Here is a 23454-nt window from a genome sequence, read left to right on the forward strand (position 1 = left end):
GGTATTTTTTATTATTTTACTATTATTGTCTTTACTTTACTGGAATCACTTAAGATAATACTTTTTCCAGATTTTTTAAATGAATATACTTTTACATAATATTTTTTCCCCGACTTCAATTTTTTTACAGTATATTCCGTAGTCTTATTTTTTGAAACCTTAACCTTTTTCAAATTCTTTTTAAACTTGGAATCTGTGGCATAATAAATATAATATCCATCAGCTTTTTTATCCTTTTTATATTTTACATTAAAATTCCGCTTTTCCGTTTGTAAAGATGTAATAGTATTCCTTTGGGGCTTTACTACAATCTCAAAGGTTTTTGTCATAGTCTTAGACTTCATTTTCAACTTTGCCAAGCCACAGCCCTTTATTGTAATCTTCCCCTTTGTACTTACAGTAAATACTTTTTTATTGGAAGTAGAAAATGAAACTTTCTTTCCCATATCTTTTCCCGGCTGAATCACAAAAGGGGAATCCCCATAAGTTACTTCTATTCTTTTCACTTCAACTTTCTGTTCATTAGAAAGAGAAGAATCTCCATTTCCCGGATTTTCAGTGGAACCCTCTCCGCTATTATTTCCAGAATCTGTGTCCCCCCCGGGAGAAGGATTTGGATTATCCGGGTTATCCGGATTTTCTGGATTATCTGGATTAACAGGTTCTTCCGGATTTTCCGGATTTTCTTCCGGTGGTATTTCCGGCTCTTTCCCTCTCTCTGTAATAGTTATGGGAACACGAAGATATCCTCTGTCAAAAATTTTAGTCTCTGTTACTTCTATATATATATAAGTACTTCCAATTCCCTTAATCGACACAAGTCCATTATCATCCACAGAAACAATATTAGAATTTTCAGGTATATAAGAAATAATCCCATCACCAGTATAAGTTGCCTGGAGATTAAAATCTTCCTCATCATGATATTTAAGAATTCTATTATTTACTAACTCAACTCCAAGCTCAATATTCTGCTTTTCTTTTTCATAACCAGATGCATTTGTAAATTTTTTAAGAATTTTATTATCCTCTGCAAATTTTGCTGCGGTTGAACCCGACTCGCAGTAAATTGTTAAATTCTTTGTTCCGTCAAAAGCACTATCACTGATAGAAGTTACATTATTTGAAATATATATATACTTTAAACTGGTACAATCCTTAAACATATTGTCTGGAATTTCCGTCAAAGCATCAGACAAATTTACAGACTGTAAACTGGTACATCCTTCAAAAAGATTAGGCCCTACAATATTTACCCTGTCTAAATCTGACATATCAAGGCTCTTTAAACTGGTGCATCCCTTAAAAGCAGCTTCTCCTAAAGTTAAATTGTGAAAATTATCATATGGTAGATTTTTTCCAAATTTTACTGTGGTAAGTTCGGTACAGTCCCGAAAGGCGTTCATTCCAATTTCATCCACACTTCTTGGGATATAAGCAGTCTGAATTTTTCGTCCACCCTCATTTATAATCACAGTACCATCTGTTAAAAAATTTCCTGAAAATGCTCCCTTACCAATAATTTTTACATTATCTGGAATTCTAATATTCGTCTTTTCTGTCTCATCAACCACATATCTTACATCAAAAGATGTAAGCTCCCCGTTCACCTTTGATATTAAAAATCCATGCTCATCATAAAAACCCAGCTTTTCCTCCTGCAGTTCCGTCAAAGGAAAATTAAGAGATGCTGAAACAGGAATAAGTTCCGTCTGACAAATCAGGAGAGAAGAAAATATAATTCCAGCCAAAAATTTAATTCTTCTGTTACCCATAAAACACCTGCTTTCTAAAATAACTCATTCTCATGAGTCCTTTGACTATTTTTGTATTTTTACATTTCGGATTTTGCTGAAATCACCCTTCACAATCTTTTTACCAGAATTTTTATAAGAACATACTTTTACATAATACTTCTTATCTGTTTTTAAATTCTTTATGGTAGAAGAAGTGGTTTTATTCTTTGTGATTTTCACTTTGTTTAAATCATTGCTAAATTTGTAATCGGTAGAATAATAAATATAATATCCATCTGCTTTTGTATCTTTATTCCACTTAATAGTAATATTCCGCTTATCAAGTTTTAAATCGGTAATTTGCTGCCTCTTTGGTTTTACTATAATTGTTACCTTGCTGTTTTTCGCCTTATATTTTTCCGTTGCCGCAGCTTTAATTTTTACATCTGCAATACCGCATCCCTTAATTGTCACTTTTCCAGTACTTGACACGGTAACCACTTTTGTATTACTGGAAGAGTAAGTCATCTTTCCCCTGCCTGAAGATGTAAAACTTATTTTAAATGGGCCGTCTCCATAGGTCTTTGTTATGGTCAAAAGGGAATCCTCTTCTGCAAAAACAGACGTGGATTTAAAACTTCCAATACTTAAAACCATTACAAATAAAAACACCAATACTTTTTTTACATAGTTCATAATTATACCTCCCAACACAAAAATTATAAAGGCTGTCTTAAAGGCGTACCAGCTTTTCTTGGATATGCCTTTGGAGAATTTTTACACTTTTCAATCACTACAAAAGAACGCTTCTGTTCTCCCAAATGAAATTTATAAACTTGCTTTACTTTTCCACCAAGAATCCTACAGGCATTTTCAGACATTTGAAGTTCCTCCTCAATCTCCCCCGACTTATAAGAAATAAAATGTCCTCCAATTTTTACAAAGGGAATACAATATTCCTGAAGGGTGGAAAGGTTTGCCACTGCACGGGAGACGGAAAGGTCAAAATTTTCACGATACTTCTTATCCCTGGCAAGCTCCTCCGCTCTGGCATGTACCGCCTCAATATTTTCCAGTTCCAAAGCATTTATCACTTCCTTCAAAAAAACAACTCTCTTATTCAAAGAATCCATCAGCGTTATCTTAAGATTTGGAAATGCAATTTTAAGAGGCAGACCAGGAAATCCAGCTCCTGTTCCCACATCAATTACTTTTATGGGTTTATTTAAATCTGCCACCCGGTTCAATAAAATGGAATCCAGAAAATGCTTTTCCACCACCTCCGGAAATTTTGTAATTCCAGTGAGATTCATCACTTTATTTTTTTCCACCAGCATTTCATATAAGAGTAAAAATTTCCGCTTTTGTTCGTCTGAAAAAGCAAAATTTTTCTTTTCAAACTGATGTGACATATATTTTATTTTTTCCTCCAATGAATCACATTCCTCCCCGCTCTCCAAAAAATTTATTTTCCTTTACGATACATTTGTTCCAGATACACAAGCAGTACAGAAATATCTGCTGGAGAAACACCGGAAATTCTGGAAGCCTGGCCAATAGATACAGGTTTCACAAGATTCAATTTCTGAACTGCCTCTTTCCTCAGACTATGTACATCCCTATAATCTATATCGGCAGGAATCCTCTTTTTCTCTAACTTTTTAAACTGATCTACCTGTTTCATCTGCCTGGTAATATAGCCGTCATATTTTACATTAATATTTACCTGTTCTCGAACCTCCTCTGGAAGCTCCCTGCGTTCCTTATCTAAAGGTGCCAGTAAATCATAGGACAACTCCGGTCTACGTATTAATTCTACCAGACTGGTACCGGTATTTAAAGGGATACTTCCACACTTTTCTAAAAAAGATTGAACTTCCTTATTTGCCCCCAGCATCACTTTTGAAATACGCTCCATCTCCTCTTCAATCATCTTTTCTTTCTCAAGAACCCAGTCATACCTCTCTTTGGGAAGAAGGCCGATTTCATATCCAATCTTGGAAAGGCGAAGGTCTGCATTATCCTGTCTTAATATAAGACGATATTCCGCTCTGGAAGTCATCATGCGGTAAGGTTCAAAGTTTTCTTTCGTAACCAAATCGTCAATCAACACACCAATATACGCCTGGGAACGGTCTAAAATTAAAGGCTCTTTTCCCTGAATACTGCGGACAGCATTAATCCCTGCAATCAACCCCTGACATGCCGCTTCCTCATACCCGGAACTTCCATTAAACTGTCCCCCGCTGAAAAGTCCCTTTACATTTTTAAATTCCAGGCTGGGATATAACTGATTTGGATTGATGCAGTCATATTCTATGGCATAGGCATTTCGCACAATTTTTGCATGTTCCAATCCAGGAACGGTACGGTACATTTGATACTGCACATCCTCAGGAAGAGAACTAGACATCCCCCCCACATACATCTCATTGGTGTTAATACCCTCCGGCTCAATAAATACCTGATGTCTATCCTTATCTGAAAATTTTACAACTTTATCTTCTATTGAGGGGCAATATCTTGGCCCTGTTCCCTCTATAATTCCTGCATAAATAGGAGAACGGTCCAAATTTTCCCGGATAATCTCGTGAGTCTTTTCATTTGTATAAGTCAGCCAACAGGAAACCTGATTAATTTGAACATCGTCAGGATTGGTGGAAAAAGAAAAAGGCACTACCCTCTCATCACCAAACTGTTCCGTCATTTTCGTAAAATCAATAGATTTTTTGTCAATTCGAGCCGGAGTGCCAGTTTTAAAGCGAAATATTTCTATTCCTAAATCTTTGAGAGAATCCGTTAGATAATTGGCTGCGGAAAGTCCGTTAGGCCCGGTATGAACTACCATCTCCCCGGTAAGGCATCTGGCGCCAAGGTAAGTTCCGGTACACAAAATCACAGCTTTCGCATAATAAATTCCCCCGGAAACTGTCCTTAAACCCGTCACTCTCTGCTTTTTTTCATCCGTTAGAATTTCTGAAACTTCCGCCTGCTTTATAGTGAGATTTTTTTCCGCCTGAAGTGTTTTCCGCATTTCCATACTATAAGAAGCTTTGTCTGCCTGGGCTCTAAGGGAATGAACAGCAGGGCCTTTTGACTTATTCAGCATTTTGGACTGAATAAAAGTTTTGTCAATATTTTTTCCCATCTCCCCTCCCAGGGCATCTATCTCTCTCACCAGATGTCCTTTAGAACTTCCTCCCACATTGGGATTACAGGGCATCAATGCAATACTGTCCACACTTACTGTAAAAATAATTGTCTCAAATCCCATTCTTGCAGAGGCAAGGGCTGCTTCACATCCGGCGTGTCCAGCCCCCACTACACAAATATCATAAGTTTCCTCAATACAAGGCATATCTTTTCCTCACTTTCCCATACAAAACTTGCTGAATATCTCATTTACCAAATCATCTTCCACTGCTTCTCCCACAATCTTCCCCAGTTCCTCATAGACATTCATCAAATCAATGGAATAAAAATCCTCCGGCATTCCATCCCGAATACTCTGTAACACAAATTCCAGGCTCTTCTTTGCCTCCAAAAGAGATGTTTTATGCCTGGCATTTGTGATAAATACTTCATCATTCATGGAAATCTTTCCTGTAAAGAAAAGTTTTTTAATCTCTTCCTCCAGCAAATCAATTCCCATATGATTTTTAGCGGACACCGGCAAAATTGTCTGATTTAAATGCTTTCGGATATCCTCTTCAAAAACAACTGGATTTAAATCAGACTTATTTAGAAGAATAATTGCCTTTCGGCCTTTCAGTAAATCCATAATCTGATAATCATCCTCATTTAAAGGAGAGGAAGTATCCGCCACATAAATTACCAAATCGGCTTTTTCCAGATAGTCTTTTGCAAGATTCACTCCGATTTGCTCCACCAAATCCTTTGTATCACGAATCCCCGCAGTGTCAATCAAGTGAAGGGAGAATCCTCCCAGATGAATCTGCTCTTCAATCACATCTCTTGTAGTTCCCGCAATATCTGTCACAATGGCCCGCTCTCTTCCCACCAGGGCATTTAAAAGAGAAGATTTCCCTGCATTTGGTTTTCCTACAATTACAGTTTTAATCCCTTCTTTTAAAATAGTACCATTTTCAGAATTTTTCAATAATTTCTCCACTTCCTGTAAAATCTCTGAAACTTTTTCATAAAGCCCCTCACTGTAGGAATCCAGTTCATAATGTTCTGGATCATCTAAAGCAGACTCAATAAAAGCAATTTCATGTAAAACCTTCTCTCTTATCCATCGAATCTTTTCCGAAACCCTGCCGGAAAGCTGTTCCACGGAAGAACAAAGGGCAAAGTCATTTTTTGCAGAAATCACATCCATCACAGACTCTGCCTGGGCAAGGTCAATTCTGCCGTTTAAAAACGCCCGCTTTGTAAACTCTCCCGGGTCTGCAGGCCTAGCGCCATTTTTAATGACAAGTTCAAAAATTCTCTGCATCATCAGGATTCCCCCATGGCAGTCAATCTCTATGGTATCTTCCCTTGTGTAGCTCTTCGGCCCTCTCATAATAAGAACCATAACTTCATCTATTTTCTGATTGCCATCCACAACAAAACCGTAGTGAACCGTATGAGTCTCACAGTCAGACAATCTTTTATTCTTCTCTTTTAACTTTATCACTTTATCTGCTGTTTTAACAGCATCTTCTCCACTAATTCTAATAATTCCAATACCAGAATTACTCATTGCTGTGGCGATTGCCACAATGGTATCTACTCTCATAATTTTAATCCTTTAATTGAAAAAACTGCTGCACATACTTCTTTTAAGTAATGTTCTGCAGCAGCTTTCATGGGAAATTATCGTTTTAAAGTTACAACAACATGGCGGAAAGGTTCCTCCCCTTCACTGTGTGTAGTTACATATCTGTCACCTTGCAATGCGGAATGAATCACCCTTCTCTCAAAAGGATTCATAGGCTCCAAAGAAACTGGACGTTTTGTCCTTTTAACTTTAAATGAAATATTCTTAGCAAGATTTTCCAAAGTTTCTTTTCTGCGGATTCTATAATTTTCCGTATCCAGCTTCACTTTATAATATACTTCAAAATTTTTATGAACCGTATTGTTTACAAGAAGCTGCAGGGCATCCAACGTCTGTCCCCTCTTACCGATTAAAACCCCCATCTCAGGACCTTTCAGCTCCACATCAATATTATGGCTTTCCTCATCCACCTCAATCATAATTTCCACATCAAGCTTCATAGCCGTAAATATATCTGTCAAAAACTTTCTAAGGTAACTCTCAACATTAAACTTCTTTGTAACCCTTATTTTTGCAGGTTTACTTCCGATTCCTAAAAATCCTGCGCTTCCTTTCTCCAAAACTTCAATTTCAACCTGATCACTTGTGAGTCCTAACTGAATCAAAGCGTCTGTCACTGCATCTTCATAAGTTTTAGCTGAAACTTCAATAAAATCCATTTTATAAACCCCCCTATCTGCTATTTTTTTCATTAAATTCCTTTACGCGATTTGCCTTCGCTGCCATGCTCCCCGGTTTTGCCTGGCTTCTCATTGCCGCTGCTTTTTCTAAAGCCAGCTCCTTCTCCGCATTAGACATACCTGAACCGGCCACTTTCTTCGTATTCATCCGCGCCATATTGTTAATCTGGTTTTCGGAAATACCAAGTTTTTCCCGTTTCTTTTTTGCTTTCTCCTGATTCTTCTTAATAATAACATCTAAATCAACTTTCTGGAAGTGCTTATTTAAACAATACTGCTGAACGCTTCGGATTAATGCACTGATAATCCAGTAAAGTCCCAGTCCGGTAGGAACACCAAAACAGAAAAACAGAGAAAACAAGGGCATAATGCGGTTCATCATCTTCATCTGATTTGCCATGGCATCTGAGGAATTATCCCCGGTAGAAGGAGCCTGGGGCATCAATTTAATATTTAAAACCTGTGTCAAATAGGAAATAACAGGAATCATTAATGCCAAAAATACCATCAAATAACTGTGAGCGGCAAAATTCGTGGTTATAATGGACCAGGGTGTATCAGAAATATTCATTCCAAACAAATTATTTACCTCGCTTAAATGGGCCTGGGTAGATGCAATCACATCCGTAAGCCCTGAAAATTTGTCCGAAAGCATGTCCCACCCTTCAGAATTCATGGAATAGAGAACATCCACAATATAATTGGAAAGAGCTCCTTTATCTGTTATAGTAAAATCAACTCTTATGGTATTTAATTTTAACTCCTCCACAATACCTGCCATTGTTGTCTCAAAACCTGTAGTTGACATGATTCCCTCTACAAGAGAAGTGAACTGATTTCTAACACCGGTAATATAAGCTGGTACATAGCGGAATACTTGGTATAAAGCCATAAGGATTGGGAAGTTTATCAACATAAATCCACAGCTTCCCATAGGGGAAATTCCATACTTCTGATAAATTGCCTGAGTCTCCTCCTGCATAGCCATCATAGAATTCTGGTCTTTCTTATCCTTATACTTTTTCTGGACTTTCTGCAATTCCGGCTGCATCTTCTGTGTCAGCATTGAAAATTTCTGCTGTTTATAAGTGATTGGAAACAAACACATATAAATTACAAAAGTAAGTAAAATAATGCTCAAAGCAACATTTTCAAAACCAAACAAATTATAAACAATATTGTAAATACCGTTCATAATCCAGCCTAGAATTTTTGCAATAGGCCCAAGAATTGCACCGTCATAGGCTGTTAAAATAATATCTGACAATGTAACATACCTCCTACTATGGAACAGGATCATATCCACCTTTTGAAAAAGGATTACATCTCAATATTCGCCAAAGAGCCAAGGCTCCCCCTTTCAAAGCGCCGTATTTTTCCACAGCCTCCAAGCCATAAGAAGAACAGGTGGGATAATAGGGACACTTTGTGGTTTTCATGGGGGATAAATATTTTCTATAAAATTTAATCAATGCAATTAAAATATTTTTCAAAATGATTCCATCTTCTTTTTAATTTTCTTTTATATTAATATAGAATGAAGATTTGCCAAATGTAAAAGAGCCCTCTCTATCTGATGATAAGCGGCATTTTTTGCATTTACCCTGACAATGACTACAATGTCCAATCCATATTGAAACATCTCTTCATGCAGTCTGTAACTTTCACGAATCAAACGTGTCAGATGATGTCTTACTACGCTGTTTCCAACTTTTTTGCTTACTGATATTCCTAATCTGTTTTCTTCTTTATTATTGGGAAGGACATACATCACAAGCAGATTGTTGGAATGAGAACTTCCCTTATTATATACTCTTCGGAAATCAGTATTTTTTTTCAGTGATTCTGAAAATTTCATATGGCCTTTTTTGCTCCTTTAAATTTTAAGAGAAGAAAAGACCACAAATTTGTGGTCTAAGCTGACAATTTTTTTCTTCCTTTTAATCTTCTTGCAGCTAAAACTTTTCTTCCGCCTTTTGTGCTCATTCTGGCTCTGAATCCATGAACTTTAGACCTCTGTCTCTTTTTTGGCTGATATGTCATCTTCATAATATCCACCTCCTCTACTTTAGAAAACATCATTACAATTATAACAAAAAAGCCGCCTAAGTCAAGCAAATTTCAGTTTTTTTCACATTTTTTAATGTTTTTTATAGTTATCCACATATTTATCATTTCTATCTTCCATATTTTGTTGATTTATGTGAATTCATGCACAATTTGTGGATAACTCGTGGATAACTATGTGAAATCCACATGTCTTTGCATTTTATTATTGATAAATTAGTAAAATTAGTTTATTATAGAGAATGGGAGTAATGTGTCTTTTCCCGGATAAAGTAACGAAACACAATGGAGAATTTTAAATGGAAGCAATTTTACAAAAATGGGAACAAATCTTAGATACAGTAAGAGAAGAACACGAACTGACAAAAGTTTCCTTTGATACCTGGCTTAAGCCTTTGGAAATCTGTTCAGTAGAAGACAAGAAATTATATATATTGGTTCCCGGTGAACAGGTAGGATTAAATTATATTTCAAAAAGATATGAACTTCCCTTAAAAGTCGCCATCGCTGAAATTACGGGAATTGAATATGAATTGGTATTTGTACTGACAGAGCAGGCAAAAGCCCTGCGCAATGCTAATAAGAAACAGGCCAATTCCGAAATTACAGAACATTCCAATTTAAATCCCAATTACACATTTGATACATTTGTGGTGGGAAACAATAACCGTTTTGCCCAGTCAGCATCCCTAGCAGTGGCAGAATCACCTGGAGAATCCTACAACCCTCTTTACATATACGGAGGGCCGGGACTAGGAAAAACCCATTTAATGCATTCCATTGGAAACTTTATTCTCCAGCAAAGCCCTGGCTCAAGAGTATTATATGTAACTTCGGAAGAATTTACCAACGAAGTGATTGAAGCCATCAGATCTGGTAATGCTACTACTATGAGCAAATTCAGAGAAAAATACCGTACGGTAGATGTACTGATGATAGACGATATCCAATTTATAATAGGAAAGGAGAGCACCCAGGAAGAGTTTTTCCACACTTTCAACGTGCTTCATTCCGCCGGAAAACAGATAATATTAACATCTGACAAACCCCCAAAAGATATTGAGACCTTGGAGGAGCGCATCCGCTCCCGGTTTGAATGGGGACTTATGGCAGATATTGGAGTACCGGATTACGAGACAAGAATGGCAATTTTACGACGGAAAGTAGAATCGGATGAAATAGAGTTAAGCGATGAAATCTTAAATTATATCGCCAACAATATAAAATCCAACATTCGGGAGCTGGAAGGAGCTTTAAATAAACTTCTGGCATTTGGCAATCTTGTCCAGACAGAGATAACTATGGAGATTGCCCAAAAAGAGCTTCAGAACATTATCACGCCGGACAAGCCCCGGGAAATTACGCCTCAGCTTATTATCGAAGTGGTGGCAGACCACTTCCAGATTTCTATAGATCAGATGATATCAAAAACACGAAGTAAAGATATCGCCAAACCAAGGCAGATTGCTATGTATTTATGTAAAAACATGACAAACACGCCTCTGGACTCTATAGGCGCCGTACTGGGTGGAAGGGACCATTCCACAATTATCCACGGTATCAACAAAATAACTGAGGAATATGATGCAGATGAGAACATCCGCAATATAATTATGACCATCAAGAAAAAAATCAATCCAAACTAGGTTTCATTTTCCACACTTCATCCAGAAGGAATCCTCAAGGTTTTAACACAGTTATACAGCCGCTTTTTTTACTTAAACCCTTGTCTTATCTGCTTCAGGGAAGTTATGAACTTATGAACACCTACTATGAATACTACTTTGAAATGTATTATTATATTGTATCTATCCCCACTGAAAGGAGTTATACACATTATGAAATTAATATGCTCTAAAATGAATTTGTTAAGAGGAGTTAATATTGTGTCTAAAGCTGTTCCTACAAGAACAACGATGGCAATCTTGGAGTGTATTCTAATTGACGCATCTGCAAATGAAATAAAACTTACTGCAAATGATACGGAACTTGGAATTGAAACCGTAATTGAAGGGGAAATTTTAGAGCCGGGAATTATTGCTTTGGATGCTAAAATTTTTTCAGAGATAGTAAGAAAATTGCCGGACAATGAAGTTACCATTGAAACGGACAGTTCTTTTAAGACATTAATTACCTGTGAAAAAGCAAATTTCAATATCATCGGAAAATCAGGAGAAGATTTTTCCTATATTCCCTATGTAGAGAGAAAGGAATCTGTTACCATATCACAGTTCACATTAAAAGAAGTGATTCATCAGACGATTTTCTCCATTGCTGATAATGATAATAATAAACTTATGACTGGGGAATTGTTTGAAATTAATGAAAACCAATTAAAAGTTGTCTCTTTGGACGGACACCGTATCTCTATCCGAAATATAGAACTGAAAGAAAACTATCAGCCCAAAAAAGTAGTTGTGCCGGGAAAAACCTTAAATGAAATCAGCAAAATTATTCCCGGTTCCACAGAGGAAGAGGTAAATATTTTTATTACGGAAAATCATATCATTTTTGAATTTGACCAGACAACAGTTGTTTCCAGGTTAATTGAAGGAGAATATTTCCGAATTGAGCAGATGCTTTCTTCTGACTATGAGACAAAAATCAATATTAATAAACGTGAACTCTTAGATTGTATTGACAGGGCAACTCTTCTCATCACAGAGGGAGATAAGAAACCTATTATCATGAATGTCACAGAAGATTTTATGGAACTTAAAATAAATTCTTTTATCGGCTCTATGAATGAGGATATTGATATTGAAAAAGACGGCAAAGATATTATGATTGGATTTAATCCAAAATTCTTTATTGATGCCCTAAAAGTGATAGATGATGAGGAAATCACACTTTACATGGTAAACCCGAAAGCTCCATGTTTTATTAAAGATGCCCAGGAAAGTTATATTTATTTAATTCTTCCGGTAAATTTTAATACATCAATGAATTAATATAAGGAGACTGGGATAAAATGGAAGTAGAAATTCGCCAGGAAGATGAATTTATTAAATTAGGCCAGGCATTGAAAAAAGCCGGGCTTGTGGGTTCCGGGGTAGATGCAAAAATGATTATCCAGGACGGAAGGGTCACAGTAAACGGTGAAATTGAAGAACGGAGAGGAAGAAAGCTCTATCCGGGAGATGTTGTGTCCCTTGAAGGAGATTCTTTTAAAGTAGTGAAATGACTGTCAAATCATTAGAGTTAAGGGATTTCCGAAATTATAACATGTTGGATATCCATTTTGATAAGGGAACCAATATTTTATACGGGGACAATGCCCAGGGAAAGACAAATGTTTTAGAGGCAATCTATTTAAGCGGAACTACAAAATCCCATAAGGGAAGCAAAGACAAGGAAATGATAAATTTTTCCAAAGACGAATCCCATATCCGGGCTTTTGTAGATAAATGCGGAAAGGAATTTCAGATTGATATTCATTTAAAGAAAAGCAGGACGAAGGGGATTGCGGTAAACAGAATTCCAATCCGCAAGGCCAGTGAACTATTTGGAATATTAAACATTGTCTTTTTTTCTCCAGAAGACCTAAATATTATAAAAAATGGTCCGAAAGAGCGGAGAAGGTTCTTAGATTTAGAACTTTGCCAATTAAATAAGATTTATCTTTCAGACCTTACAAAGTATAATAAAATTCTTTCCCAGAGGAATAAACTGTTAAAGGACATATATTTTAAGCCGGAATTAAGAGACACTCTTCCCATATGGGATATGCAGCTCTTAGAATATGGGAAAAAGGTTATTGGGGAGAGAAGGAAATTTGTCAATGAAATCAATGAGATTGTAACAGAGATTCATGGCAAAATTTCCGGTGGAAAAGAAGAGATGTATCTGGAATATGAACCTAATGCCAGTGAGGAGGGTTTTGAATCGGAACTTCAAAATTCCATGGCAAGGGACTTAAAATTAGGTCAGACTTCTGTGGGTCCCCACAAGGACGATATGTCTTTTCGGATAAAAGATATGGATATACGGAAATTCGGTTCCCAGGGGCAGCAGAGAACTTCCGCTCTCTCTTTAAAACTGGCGGAAATAGAGCTGGTGAGGAAAATAATAAAAGATTCCCCGGTTTTATTGTTGGATGATGTGTTATCAGAGTTAGACAGCAGCAGGCAGAATTATCTGTTAAATAATATAAACAGGACCCAGACAATTATTACATGTACGGGCCTGGATGAATTTGTCAAAAACCGTTTTGAAATTGATAAAATTTTTCATGTAGCAGAGGGACAGATTTCTGAAAAGAGCAGCGAATAGGAGGAAATAGATGAGCACGGAATACGGAGCAGATCAGATTCAGATTTTAGAAGGACTGGAAGCAGTACGCAAAAGGCCGGGAATGTATATTGGAAGTACTTCATCTAGAGGTCTGCACCATCTGGTTTATGAGATTGTAGACAATGCGGTGGATGAAGCATTGGCTGGATTTTGCAGTAATATATATGTAACCGTAAATCAGGACAATTCTGTGACTGTAATTGACGACGGAAGGGGAATTCCTGTGGGAATTAACCATAAATCAGGGCTTACTGGGGTGGAGGTGGTGTTTACCATTCTTCATGCAGGAGGAAAATTCGGCGGCGGGGGATACAAGGTATCCGGCGGGCTCCACGGTGTGGGAGCTTCCGTTGTAAATGCGCTGTCTACCTGGCTGGAAGTGGAGATTTGCAGTGAGGGAAAGATATACAGACAGAGATATGAAAAAGGGAATACTGTCATTCCTCTTGAAGTAATCGGAGACTGTGAGGAGGGAAAAACTGGGACAAAAGTCAGGTTTTTGCCGGATTCCACTATTTTTGAGGAAACTGTATTTGATTTTGATGTTTTAAAGCAGAGGCTTAGAGAGACAGCTTTTCTAACAAAAAATCTTCGCATCGTCTTAAGAGATGAGAGGGTGGAGCCGGAAGTAGAAAAAGTGTTCCACTATGCAGGAGGTATTAAGGAATTTGTCACTTACCTGAATAAGAGCAAGGAGCCTTTGTATCAGGAAATTATTTACTGCGAAGGGCAAAGGGACGGAGTTTATGTGGAAGTTGCCATGCAGCACAATGATTCCTTTAACGATACTACTTTTAGTTTTGTAAACAACATTATAACCCCGGAGGGGGGAACTCATCTGGCAGGTTTTCGGAATGCCCTGACGAAAACTTTCAATCAGTATGCGAAAGTCAATAAAATTTTAAAAGATACAGACACAGGACTTACCGGGGATGATATCCGGGAAGGTTTGACTGCTATCATAAGTGTTAAGATTGAGGAACCACAGTTTGAGGGACAGACAAAACAGAAGCTGGGGAACAGTGAGGCAAGGGGAGCCGTTGATAATATTGTCAGCGAGCAGCTCACCTATTTTTTGGAGCAGAATCCCACCGTTGCCAAAATTATCTGTGAAAAATCCCTTTTGGCCCAGCGTGCCAGGGAAGCTGCCAGAAAGGCAAGGGATTTAACCAGGAGAAAAACTGCCCTGGAGAACACTTCCCTTCCTGGAAAACTTGCAGACTGTTCTGATAAAGACCCCAAAAATTGTGAAATTTATATTGTGGAGGGCGATTCCGCAGGGGGCTCTGCAAAGACAGCCAGAAGCCGCGCTACCCAGGCAATCCTTCCTCTCAGGGGGAAAATACTAAATGTAGAGAAGGCCAGGTTAGATAAAATTTATGGAAATGCGGAGATTAAGGCAATGATTACCGCATTCGGCACTGGAATACACGAAGATTTTGACATTACAAAATTACGATACCATAAAATTATTATTATGACAGATGCGGATGTGGACGGAGCCCATATCAGTACTTTGTTGTTGACTTTTATCTATCGATTTATGCCGGAACTGATTAAGCAGGGATATATATATCTCGCTCAGCCCCCACTCTATAAAATCGAAAAAAATAAAAAAATATGGTATGCCTATAGCGATGAAGAATTAAATAAAATCCTTGTGGAAATAGGCAGGGATAACAATAATAAAATTCAGAGATATAAAGGTCTTGGGGAAATGGATGCGGAGCAGCTCTGGGAGACTACCATGGACCCGGAAAAAAGGATTTTACGCCGTGTGATGATGGACGAGGAGGCATCCTCTGAAATTGATGTGACATTTACTACTTTAATGGGGGATAAAGTGGAACCGAGACGTGAATTTATTGAAGCAAATGCAAAATACGTCCAGAATCTGGACGTATAGGAGGAGATTATTTTAAATGGATGACAAGATTTTTGACCAGATTCATGATGTGGATTTAAAAAAGACAATGGAGACATCCTATATCGACTATGCCATGAGTGTTATCGCTTCCCGTGCACTGCCTGATGTGAGGGATGGATTAAAACCTGTTCAGAGAAGGGTTTTATTTTCCATGATCGAATTGAATAACGGACCGGATAAACCACATAGAAAATGTGCACGTATCGTAGGTGATACCATGGGTAAATATCATCCTCACGGTGACAGTTCGATTTATGGTGCACTGGTTAATATGGCACAGGAATGGTCCACCCGTTATCCATTGGTAGACGGCCATGGAAATTTTGGTTCGGTAGACGGTGACGGTGCCGCAGCAATGAGGTACACAGAGGCAAGGTTAAGCAAAATCTCTATGGAGATGCTGGCAGATATCAATAAAAATACAGTTGATTTTATGCCAAACTTTGATGAGACAGAAAAAGAGCCCACTGTGCTTCCTTCCAGATATCCTAATCTTTTGGTAAATGGAACTTCCGGCATTGCCGTGGGGATGGCTACCAATATTCCACCTCACAATTTAAGGGAAGTGATTGATGCTGTTGTAAAAATAATCGACAATCAAATTGAAAATGACAGAGAAACAGATTTGGAAGAAATTCTAAAAATAGTAAAAGGCCCTGATTTTCCCACAGGGGGGACGATTCTTGGAACCTCCGGTATTGACCAGGCTTACCGCACCGGGCGGGGAAAAATAAAGGTCCGGGCAGTGACAGATATGGAGACAATGTCCAATGGAAAGACAAGAATTGTTGTCTCTGAACTTCCATATATGGTAAATAAGGCAAGATTAATTGAGAAAATTGCTGAACTTGTCCGTGACAAGAAAATAGATGGAATTACGGATTTAAGAGATGAATCCAACCGTCAAGGTATGAGAATTTGTATCGAGCTTCGGCGTGACGCAAATGCTAATGTTATCTTAAATCAGTTGTACAAACATACTCAGCTTCAGGATACTTTTGGGGTTATTATGCTCGCCCTTGTGGATAATCAGCCGAAAGTGTTGAATCTCCACCAAATGCTGAACTATTATCTTCTACACCAGAAAGACGTTGTCACCAGAAGGACAAAGTATGATTTAAACAAAGCGGAAGAGCGTGCACATATTTTACAGGGATTATTAATTGCCCTTGACAATATTGATGAGGTTATTTCTATTATCCGAAGCAGCAGGAATACGCCGGAGGCAAAAGAACGTTTAATTGAACGTTTCGGCTTTACGGATGTTCAGGCTCAGGCTATCGTGGATATGCGTCTTCGTGCCTTGACAGGTTTGGAGCGTGAAAAAATTGAGGCCGAGTATAAAGATTTAATGGAAAAAATTGCGGAGTTAAAAGCAATTTTAGCAGATGAAAAGAAGCTCTTAGGTGTTATCAAAGAGGAAATAACGTTAATTTCAGATAAGTATGGGGATGACAGAAGGACTTCCATTGGATTTGACGAATATGATATTTCCATGGAGGATTTAATTCCAAAGTCCAATACCGTTATCTGTATGACAAAGCTAGGATATATTAAGAGAATGAGTGTGGATAACTTCCGCAGCCAGCACAGGGGCGGAAGAGGTGTAAAGGGAATGGAAACGATAGAAGATGATTATATCGAAGAACTTCTTATGACCACTACCCACCACTATCTAATGTTTTTTACAAATACCGGAAAAGTTTACCGTCTGAAAGCGTATGAGATACCGGAATCTTCAAGAACTGCCAGGGGAACTGCCATTATAAATCTTCTGCAGCTTCAGCCGGGAGAGCAGATTACCGCAATGATTCCCATCAGTGAGTATTTAGAGGGAAATTATCTTTTTATGGCTACCAAGAAAGGTATTGTAAAGAAAACCCAAATCGGGGATTATGCCAACGTGAGAAAAACAGGGCTTACAGCTATTAATCTTCGGGAAGACGATGAGCTGATTGAAGTGAAAAAGACAGATAATACCAAAGATATTGTCCTTGTAACTAAATTTGGACAATGTATTCGTTTCCATGAGACAGATGTAAGAAGTACAGGACGAAATTCCATGGGGGTTATCGGCATGAACCTTGTAGATGGAGATGAAGTTGTAGGTATGCAGATGGACAGCCAGGGTGAAGCATTGATGATAGTGTCCCAGAAAGGCCTTGGAAAGTGTACTCTGTTAGAAGAATTTACACCGCAAAACCGGGGCGGAAAAGGAATCAAGTGTTATAAGATTACAGAGAAAACCGGAAATATTGTAGGGGTAAAATCAGTAAATCAGGACAATGAAGTTATGCTGATCACTACAGAAGGTATAATTATCCGTATTCCAGTAAGCGGAACAGCACTGTTAGGACGGGTAACCTCAGGTGTAAAACTAATTAACTTAGATGAAGGTGTCACTGTTGCAAGTATTGCAAAGGTAAGGGAAGATACCTCTATTATTGATGCAGAGGAAACGGAGCAGGAAGTTTCAGAGGATGAAACAAAGGAACTCACGGAAGAACCTGAAAAAAATGAAGAAAATTAAGAATGTATTAGGAAAGGACTTTATTATATAGTCCTTTCTTCCAGGAACTGCCGTGGAGCCATTGAAGTAATCAATGACTTTGCGACAGTTCCTTATTATCAACAGGAGATAAATTATGCCTCAGACATTTTATGAAGTTGCGTGGATATTTGTTATCTATGCATTTATTGGATGGTGTACAGAAGTTGCCTATGCCGCCACGGAAAAAGGAGTTTTTATTAACAGGGGATTTTTAAATGGACCCTATTGTCCCATTTACGGCTGTGGGGTTTTAATTGTAGTTACAGTTTTAACGCCATTAAAGAATAATCTGCTTGTATTATTTGCAGGTTCCTTTCTTTTAACTTCCATCTTGGAATTTTTAACAGGGTTTCTCTTAGAAAAAATATTCAAAAACAAGTGGTGGGATTACTCAGATAAACCTTTTAATATCAAAGGGTATGTGTGTTTAAAGTTTTCCCTTTTGTGGGGGCTTGCCTGCACTTTTATTATGCTGGTTCTGCATCCTATAATTTATGGATTTATTAAAATGATTCCCAATATTCTGGGAATATTTCTACTGGCAGTCTTTATTTCATGCTATGCTGTAGATTTGTTTGTCACTGTCTCTACCATTAACAAATTTAACAGAAGGGTGAAGCTATTAAATGAAATTGCGGCTGAGTTAAAGGTGATATCCAATGAAATCGGAGAAAATGTGTATGAAAATGTAATGGAAGCTCTTGAACGGAGAGAAAAAATCAGGCAGAATCAAAAAGAGTTCAGCGAGAAATATAAAAAAGAACAGGAAGAGCTTATGGCAAGATACAAAGAACTGTTTGAACATAGAAATTCCGTATCCAGCCGCCTTATGAAAGCATTCCCGGGAATGAAGTCTATAGAACACAATGAGATTTTACAGAAGTTAAAGAATTATAATCAGGAAAGAAAGTAGCAGGGGGTATTATGAGGAAGGTACATACGCAGGAAATTACCAAAAATATAAAGGAAATGTGCATAGAAGCCAATTATTATCTGTCAAAAGATATGGATTATGCCATGAAACAAGCTTTTGAGACTGAAAAATCTGAAATTGGAAGAAAAATTTTAAACCAGCTTCAGGATAATCTCAAAATTGCAGATGAAGAAAAAATTCCTATTTGTCAGGATACCGGGATGGCAGTAATCTTTATGGAAATAGGACAGCAGGTGTTTTTTGAAGGAGATTTTCTTGAAGATGCCATACAAGAAGGCGTGCGTCAGGGATACAGGGAAGGATTTTTACGAAAATCCGTAGTAAAAGACCCGATTCAAAGGGAAAATACGAAAGATAATACGCCCGCAGTGATTCATTATTCAATTGTGACCGGAGATAAAGTTAAAATTACCGTGGCACCAAAAGGTTTTGGAAGTGAAAATATGAGTCGTGTCTTCATGTTGAAACCGGCAGATGGCGTGGAGGGGGTAAAAAACGCAATTTTAACAGCTGTCAAAGACGCAGGGCCAAATGCCTGTCCTCCTATGGTAGTAGGTGTAGGAATCGGAGGAACCTTTGAAAAGTGTGCTATTCTAGCAAAAAAGGCATTGACCAGGCAAGTCAATGAACATTCTCACATCCCCTATGTGCGGGAGTTGGAAGAGGAGCTGCTAAAAAAAATAAACGGTCTTGGCATTGGTCCCGGAGGACTGGGAGGAACGACTACAGCTCTGGCAGTGAATATCAATACATTTGCCACTCATATTGCAGGGCTTCCGGTGGCAGTAAACATCTGCTGTCATGTAAACCGGCATGTTGTCCGGGAAATATAAAATTTTGGATATGAACAAAAAGGAGAAGTCATTGTGGATAAATATATCAATACCCCAATCACAGCAGAGAAAACGGAAGAATTGAAATCAGGTGATTATGTCTATATTACCGGAACTATTTATGTTGCCAGAGATGCTGCCCATAAACGCATGATAGAAGCATTGGAAAGGGGAGAAAACCTTCCCATTGACATAAAAGATTCCACAATTTATTATATGGGGCCTTCCCCGGCAAGGGAAGGGCAGGTCATCGGGTCCGCCGGTCCAACTACCAGCAGCCGCATGGATAAATATGCTCCAATCCTCCTGGATTTAGGGGAAAAGGCAATGATTGGAAAAGGAAAGCGCAGCCCAGAAGTTATAGATGCCATCATTCGTAATAAGGCAGTTTACTTTGCGGCAATTGGGGGCGCAGGAGCATTGCTCTCCAAATGTATCAAAAAATCAGAAATCATATGTTATGAAGATTTGGGAGCAGAGGCAGTTAGAAAAATAGAAGTAGAAAATTTTCCGGTTATTGTAGTTATTGATAAAAACGGAAATAACCTTTATGAGACAGCGATATTGAAATATTCCAATTATTAATCTGCAAAAAGAATATAAAATAAGGAATATTAATTCTATATATAAAGGGATGTGATAAAAATAAAAATCATGCATACAGGCGTAGATTTATGGGTCAGTATGCAGATGGTTTCATCAGTTGTGCCATTGGGAGGCGTACCGGATGTAAGGGCAAAGGAAATTACTTCGAAAATTGTTTTAGAGGATAACGTAGATTCATTTGCAGACATTGAAGTAGAGAAAAATATAGAATCATATGAATCGTTAAAGATTGCCGGTATATCAGATGCGCCAATGGAAACAGAATCAATTGATGGAATGAAATATAATGAGATTGAAAGACCGTATTCCGGTGAAAATTATACGATTGGGGAAAGTGCCGGTTTATATAGTGAAAGCCGGTATGCATCAGATAATACAAATCCAAATAACGCATACATAGTAGAGAATGATTCTGTTGTACAAGGGACGATTGGAACAGAAAGTGGAATGAAATGGTATGTATTTTCACTTAGTGAAAAAAGTAAAATAAGTATTATGTTACAGATGGTAGAATCCTTAGATGCCGATTTGTATATGTTTGCATTAAATGAGCAAACGTATGAATTGGATTTAATTGGAGGGAGTGCAAACGAAGGTGTAGGTATTTATGAATATTTTAATTGTGTGATGGAAGCAGGCACATATTTCTTTGCAGTAGGAGGATACGAGGGTACAGGAAATTTTGCCTTTGCATATTACCAGAGTACATCAGATGTATCATATTAGGAAAATGACAGTTTGGAAACTGCAGCTTCAATAGAACTTAGCAACGATATAGAAGGGGTAATTGACAGTCCTTATGATATTGATTATTATAAATTTACTTTATTGTCTCCTACAATTATTCAATATTCAATTTCATCTGAAAAGGGATATTCTTTAAAGCTTACAGGAGCGGTTGGAGATAATGCAGCAGTGTATAAAGTAAATTTCAGTAATGGTTCTTATGAGTTTATGCCGGGCACATATTATTTTGCTGTTCATTCTGAAAATGGTACATATTCGTCATCCAGTTCCTATACTGTTAATATTAAAAAGATTGGTGGTGTAGCGGATGAAAATATTGTTCCATTTATGGCAATTTGTGAAGAGGCGTGTGTAGTTTTTCAGACGAATGTCTCCGGCACTAAGTATTATGTAAATGGTAATCCGATTGATATAAGATATGAATACAATTTTTCATCAAGTAACAACAATGGTTTACAAAATCTTAGCATAACATTGAAAGACAGCGATAAAATTCGTTGTCAGATTTGGAAAGAAGAGACACAGGGTCCTGAAGTGGTATTTTATCGGGAATCTACAAAACCTTATAGAACTGTAGGATCAAAACCACTGTTGCATCTATTGTTTTAATTGACCCAGATACTGGTAAATTGGTAGATATATCGGAGTATAATTATTTTTATCAGCATATAATGGGAGGAAATAGGATAATTTATAACAAGCCATATACAATGTCATTTGGGTACAATTTAAGAGATTATATGAATTAGGTGCATTTTTATAATTTCATAATGCCAATTAAGCAAAAAAACTCTAATATATGATTAAAGTGTTCATTTTGGTGAATGATTCTGTTAAATATGAGTGGTTAGCAACATCATTCATATATCTTTTTGGCGGGAAAACGAAGTGCATTGAACCTAAAATGATAAAGTTTTCACCCGTTAAAAAATGCTTTGGAATAGTTACAGAATTATAAATCATAGTATGAATGACTAAAATATAGAAATTTTTGTGTGAAATAAAAAAGTATAGGGAGGAGTTAAGATGAAAATCATTACAAAAACTAACTTATTTCAGGAACCTAACATTTTTCCAGCAAATGCACAAAACAGAAAATTTTCTGAAAGTTCAGCGTCCCACAAAGGAGGTTATGTAAGTTTGAATCTCTCACCGGAAGGAATCTGTGCATTCCGCAACCATGCGGCGATGGAAGACCAGGATAGAGTGTTTAATATAGATGTATTGGAAAATATACCAGAAAACTATGTTTTCCATCCGTCTGAGGGAATTGCAAATGAATTCCACACGAGATATGTGCAGAAAAATACATACGGAAAAGCAAGCGGATCCCTTGAGGAGCAGTTTTCAAGAAATCTTCTGTCTGTATACGCACAAATGTACGATGAGATCAAACAGGGATATAAGGATGGAACAAGGGAAAAGTGGGTTTTGGAAGATATACATAATGCTTCGTCAAAAGATGCATACCGCCTTGTAACAGAGGAAGAAGAACTGGCCGCCCTGGATGAAACCTTTGATTATTACAGTTACGTGACAGATGGATATGTAAATTATGGCATACAGATGGGGATAGATGCGCGGCGGGCGATAGCGCACACATGGGGAGAAGAAAGCACTGTATCTGAAGCTGAGGAAAAACAGGCCGGAAAAGACCGTACACAGCAAATAATGCAAAAATTGCAGAAAATCAGGGACAATATGAAAATTCAATATATCAATAACGGCAGGAACAGCATGAACATGATTTTTATGCATTTTGTGAAAATGGTTTAAAAGGATATTCAGGCGTTTTATATCCCAGGATAATGGGCAGGGCAAAATGGGAAAGAGTGCGGAAGAACGTTTAAGTTTAGTATGTAGGGCAGTTATGCTTGGGATAATATTATGCAAACAGGATTGAGAGAATTTTATTTCAAGATCTGGGACACTAAAAAGCCTGATTTTGATTGTGCAATTTTGCGATTGCTTTAAAATGTAAAAAAAAAAGAAAAAATTTAAAAAATATATTGACAAACTGTTTTCTTTTTAGTATTATATAATATGCGTCACGGCGCAAGAAAATTTCATATTTTGTGATATAACTTTGGAGAAGTACTCAAGTGGCCGAAGAGGTGCCCCTGCTAAGGGTATAGGTCGGGTAACCGGCGCGAGGGTTCAAATCCCTCCTTCTCCGCTATATTAAAAAAATATGAAAAAAATAAAAAAAGTTGTTGACAGACAGCGAAAGATGTGATAATCTATTAAAGCTGTCGCAGAAAACAACAGCAGAGAACCTTGATAACTGAACAGTG

22 protein-coding genes and 1 tRNA gene are annotated in these 23454 nt (G+C 37.6%); 13 read left to right on the top strand and 10 right to left on the bottom strand.

The genetic code is table 11. From position 1 onward, the window contains the following. Positions 1-11: 11 nt before the first annotated feature. The 10 genes from D7Y06_RS14520 to rpmH all read right to left on the bottom strand — a co-directional run bounded on the left by D7Y06_RS14520 (position 12) and on the right by rpmH (position 9251). Entirely contained in the window at positions 12-1775 is a 1764-nt protein-coding gene (locus D7Y06_RS14520; RefSeq protein WP_120408494.1) for a leucine-rich repeat protein, read from the bottom strand. Positions 1776-1820: 45 nt separating this feature from the next. After that, a complete protein-coding gene (locus tag D7Y06_RS14525) occupies positions 1821-2432 on the bottom strand; it encodes a fibronectin type III domain-containing protein (RefSeq protein ID WP_120408495.1) in 612 nt (203 codons plus the stop codon). A 23-nt stretch (positions 2433-2455) separates the two neighbouring features. Beyond that, positions 2456-3169, bottom strand: a complete 714-nt coding sequence (rsmG, locus tag D7Y06_RS14530) for a 16S rRNA (guanine(527)-N(7))-methyltransferase RsmG (protein ID WP_330566470.1) — start codon at positions 3167-3169, stop codon at positions 2456-2458. A 32-nt stretch (positions 3170-3201) separates the two neighbouring features. After that, positions 3202-5094 carry a tRNA uridine-5-carboxymethylaminomethyl(34) synthesis enzyme MnmG gene (mnmG, locus tag D7Y06_RS14535; protein ID WP_120408496.1) on the bottom strand — a complete coding sequence of 631 codons (1893 nt, stop codon included), beginning with the start codon at positions 5092-5094 and terminating at the stop codon, positions 3202-3204. 9 nt (positions 5095-5103) lie between these two features. After that, a complete protein-coding gene (gene mnmE / locus D7Y06_RS14540; RefSeq protein ID WP_120408497.1) occupies positions 5104-6480 on the bottom strand; it encodes a tRNA uridine-5-carboxymethylaminomethyl(34) synthesis GTPase MnmE in 1377 nt (458 codons plus the stop codon). Between the two features lie 77 nt (positions 6481-6557). Continuing rightward, a complete protein-coding gene (jag, locus tag D7Y06_RS14545) occupies positions 6558-7181 on the bottom strand; it encodes an RNA-binding cell elongation regulator Jag/EloR (RefSeq protein ID WP_120408515.1) in 624 nt (207 codons plus the stop codon). Positions 7182-7194: 13 nt separating this feature from the next. Further along, positions 7195-8469, bottom strand: a complete 1275-nt coding sequence (locus D7Y06_RS14550) for a YidC/Oxa1 family membrane protein insertase (protein ID WP_330566471.1) — start codon at positions 8467-8469, stop codon at positions 7195-7197. Positions 8470-8485: 16 nt separating this feature from the next. Next, positions 8486-8695, bottom strand: coding sequence for a membrane protein insertion efficiency factor YidD (gene yidD / locus D7Y06_RS14555; protein WP_120408498.1), 210 nt, complete (start codon positions 8693-8695; stop codon positions 8486-8488). A 29-nt stretch (positions 8696-8724) separates the two neighbouring features. Beyond that, positions 8725-9060: a ribonuclease P protein component gene (gene rnpA, locus D7Y06_RS14560; RefSeq protein ID WP_120408499.1), complete on the bottom strand. Its 336-nt coding sequence runs from the start codon at positions 9058-9060 to the stop codon at positions 8725-8727. A gap of 56 nt (positions 9061-9116) precedes the next feature. Further along, positions 9117-9251, bottom strand: coding sequence for a 50S ribosomal protein L34 (gene rpmH, locus D7Y06_RS14565; protein ID WP_120408500.1), 135 nt, complete (start codon positions 9249-9251; stop codon positions 9117-9119). Between the two features lie 317 nt (positions 9252-9568). Between rpmH and dnaA the strand changes: the two genes are divergently transcribed. The 13 genes from dnaA (at position 9569) to D7Y06_RS14630 (ending at position 23336) form a co-directional block, all read left to right on the top strand. Next, positions 9569-10915: a chromosomal replication initiator protein DnaA gene (gene dnaA / locus D7Y06_RS14570; protein ID WP_120408501.1), complete on the top strand. Its 1347-nt coding sequence runs from the start codon at positions 9569-9571 to the stop codon at positions 10913-10915. A 192-nt stretch (positions 10916-11107) separates the two neighbouring features. Beyond that, positions 11108-12220, top strand: coding sequence for a DNA polymerase III subunit beta (dnaN, locus tag D7Y06_RS14575; protein WP_120408502.1), 1113 nt, complete (start codon positions 11108-11110; stop codon positions 12218-12220). Positions 12221-12240: 20 nt separating this feature from the next. After that, positions 12241-12453: an RNA-binding S4 domain-containing protein gene (locus D7Y06_RS14580; protein WP_120408503.1), complete on the top strand. Its 213-nt coding sequence runs from the start codon at positions 12241-12243 to the stop codon at positions 12451-12453. Then, positions 12450-13541, top strand: coding sequence for a DNA replication/repair protein RecF (gene recF / locus D7Y06_RS14585; protein ID WP_120408504.1), 1092 nt, complete (start codon positions 12450-12452; stop codon positions 13539-13541). The genes D7Y06_RS14580 and recF overlap by 4 nt, the downstream gene beginning before the upstream one ends. Before the next feature lie 10 nt (positions 13542-13551). Then, a complete protein-coding gene (gyrB, locus tag D7Y06_RS14590) occupies positions 13552-15468 on the top strand; it encodes a DNA topoisomerase (ATP-hydrolyzing) subunit B (protein ID WP_120408505.1) in 1917 nt (638 codons plus the stop codon). Between the two features lie 16 nt (positions 15469-15484). Continuing rightward, entirely contained in the window at positions 15485-18019 is a 2535-nt protein-coding gene (gene gyrA, locus D7Y06_RS14595) for a DNA gyrase subunit A (RefSeq protein WP_120408506.1), read from the top strand. Between the two features lie 115 nt (positions 18020-18134). Further along, a complete protein-coding gene (locus tag D7Y06_RS14600; protein ID WP_120408507.1) occupies positions 18135-18953 on the top strand; it encodes a putative ABC transporter permease in 819 nt (272 codons plus the stop codon). An 11-nt stretch (positions 18954-18964) separates the two neighbouring features. Further along, on the top strand, positions 18965-19807 hold the full coding sequence (locus tag D7Y06_RS14605) for a fumarate hydratase (RefSeq protein ID WP_330566472.1): 843 nt from the start codon (positions 18965-18967) through the stop codon (positions 19805-19807). Positions 19808-19840: 33 nt separating this feature from the next. Further along, on the top strand, positions 19841-20392 hold the full coding sequence (locus D7Y06_RS14610) for a Fe-S-containing hydro-lyase (RefSeq protein ID WP_120408509.1): 552 nt from the start codon (positions 19841-19843) through the stop codon (positions 20390-20392). A gap of 51 nt (positions 20393-20443) precedes the next feature. Beyond that, positions 20444-21139: a hypothetical protein gene (locus D7Y06_RS14615; RefSeq protein ID WP_147415672.1), complete on the top strand. Its 696-nt coding sequence runs from the start codon at positions 20444-20446 to the stop codon at positions 21137-21139. 12 nt (positions 21140-21151) lie between these two features. Next, positions 21152-21769: a hypothetical protein gene (locus D7Y06_RS14620; RefSeq protein ID WP_120408511.1), complete on the top strand. Its 618-nt coding sequence runs from the start codon at positions 21152-21154 to the stop codon at positions 21767-21769. A gap of 531 nt (positions 21770-22300) precedes the next feature. Beyond that, the gene (locus tag D7Y06_RS14625) at positions 22301-22936 is read left to right on the top strand and encodes a hypothetical protein (protein ID WP_147415673.1); all 636 of its coding nucleotides are present in this window, start codon (positions 22301-22303) and stop codon (positions 22934-22936) included. Between the two features lie 312 nt (positions 22937-23248). Further along, a tRNA-Ser gene (locus D7Y06_RS14630) sits at positions 23249-23336 on the top strand. Positions 23337-23454 lie beyond the last annotated feature (118 nt).

Source organism: Roseburia sp. 1XD42-69 (genome assembly GCF_003612565.1).
Lineage (GTDB): Bacteria > Bacillota > Clostridia > Lachnospirales > Lachnospiraceae > Roseburia_B.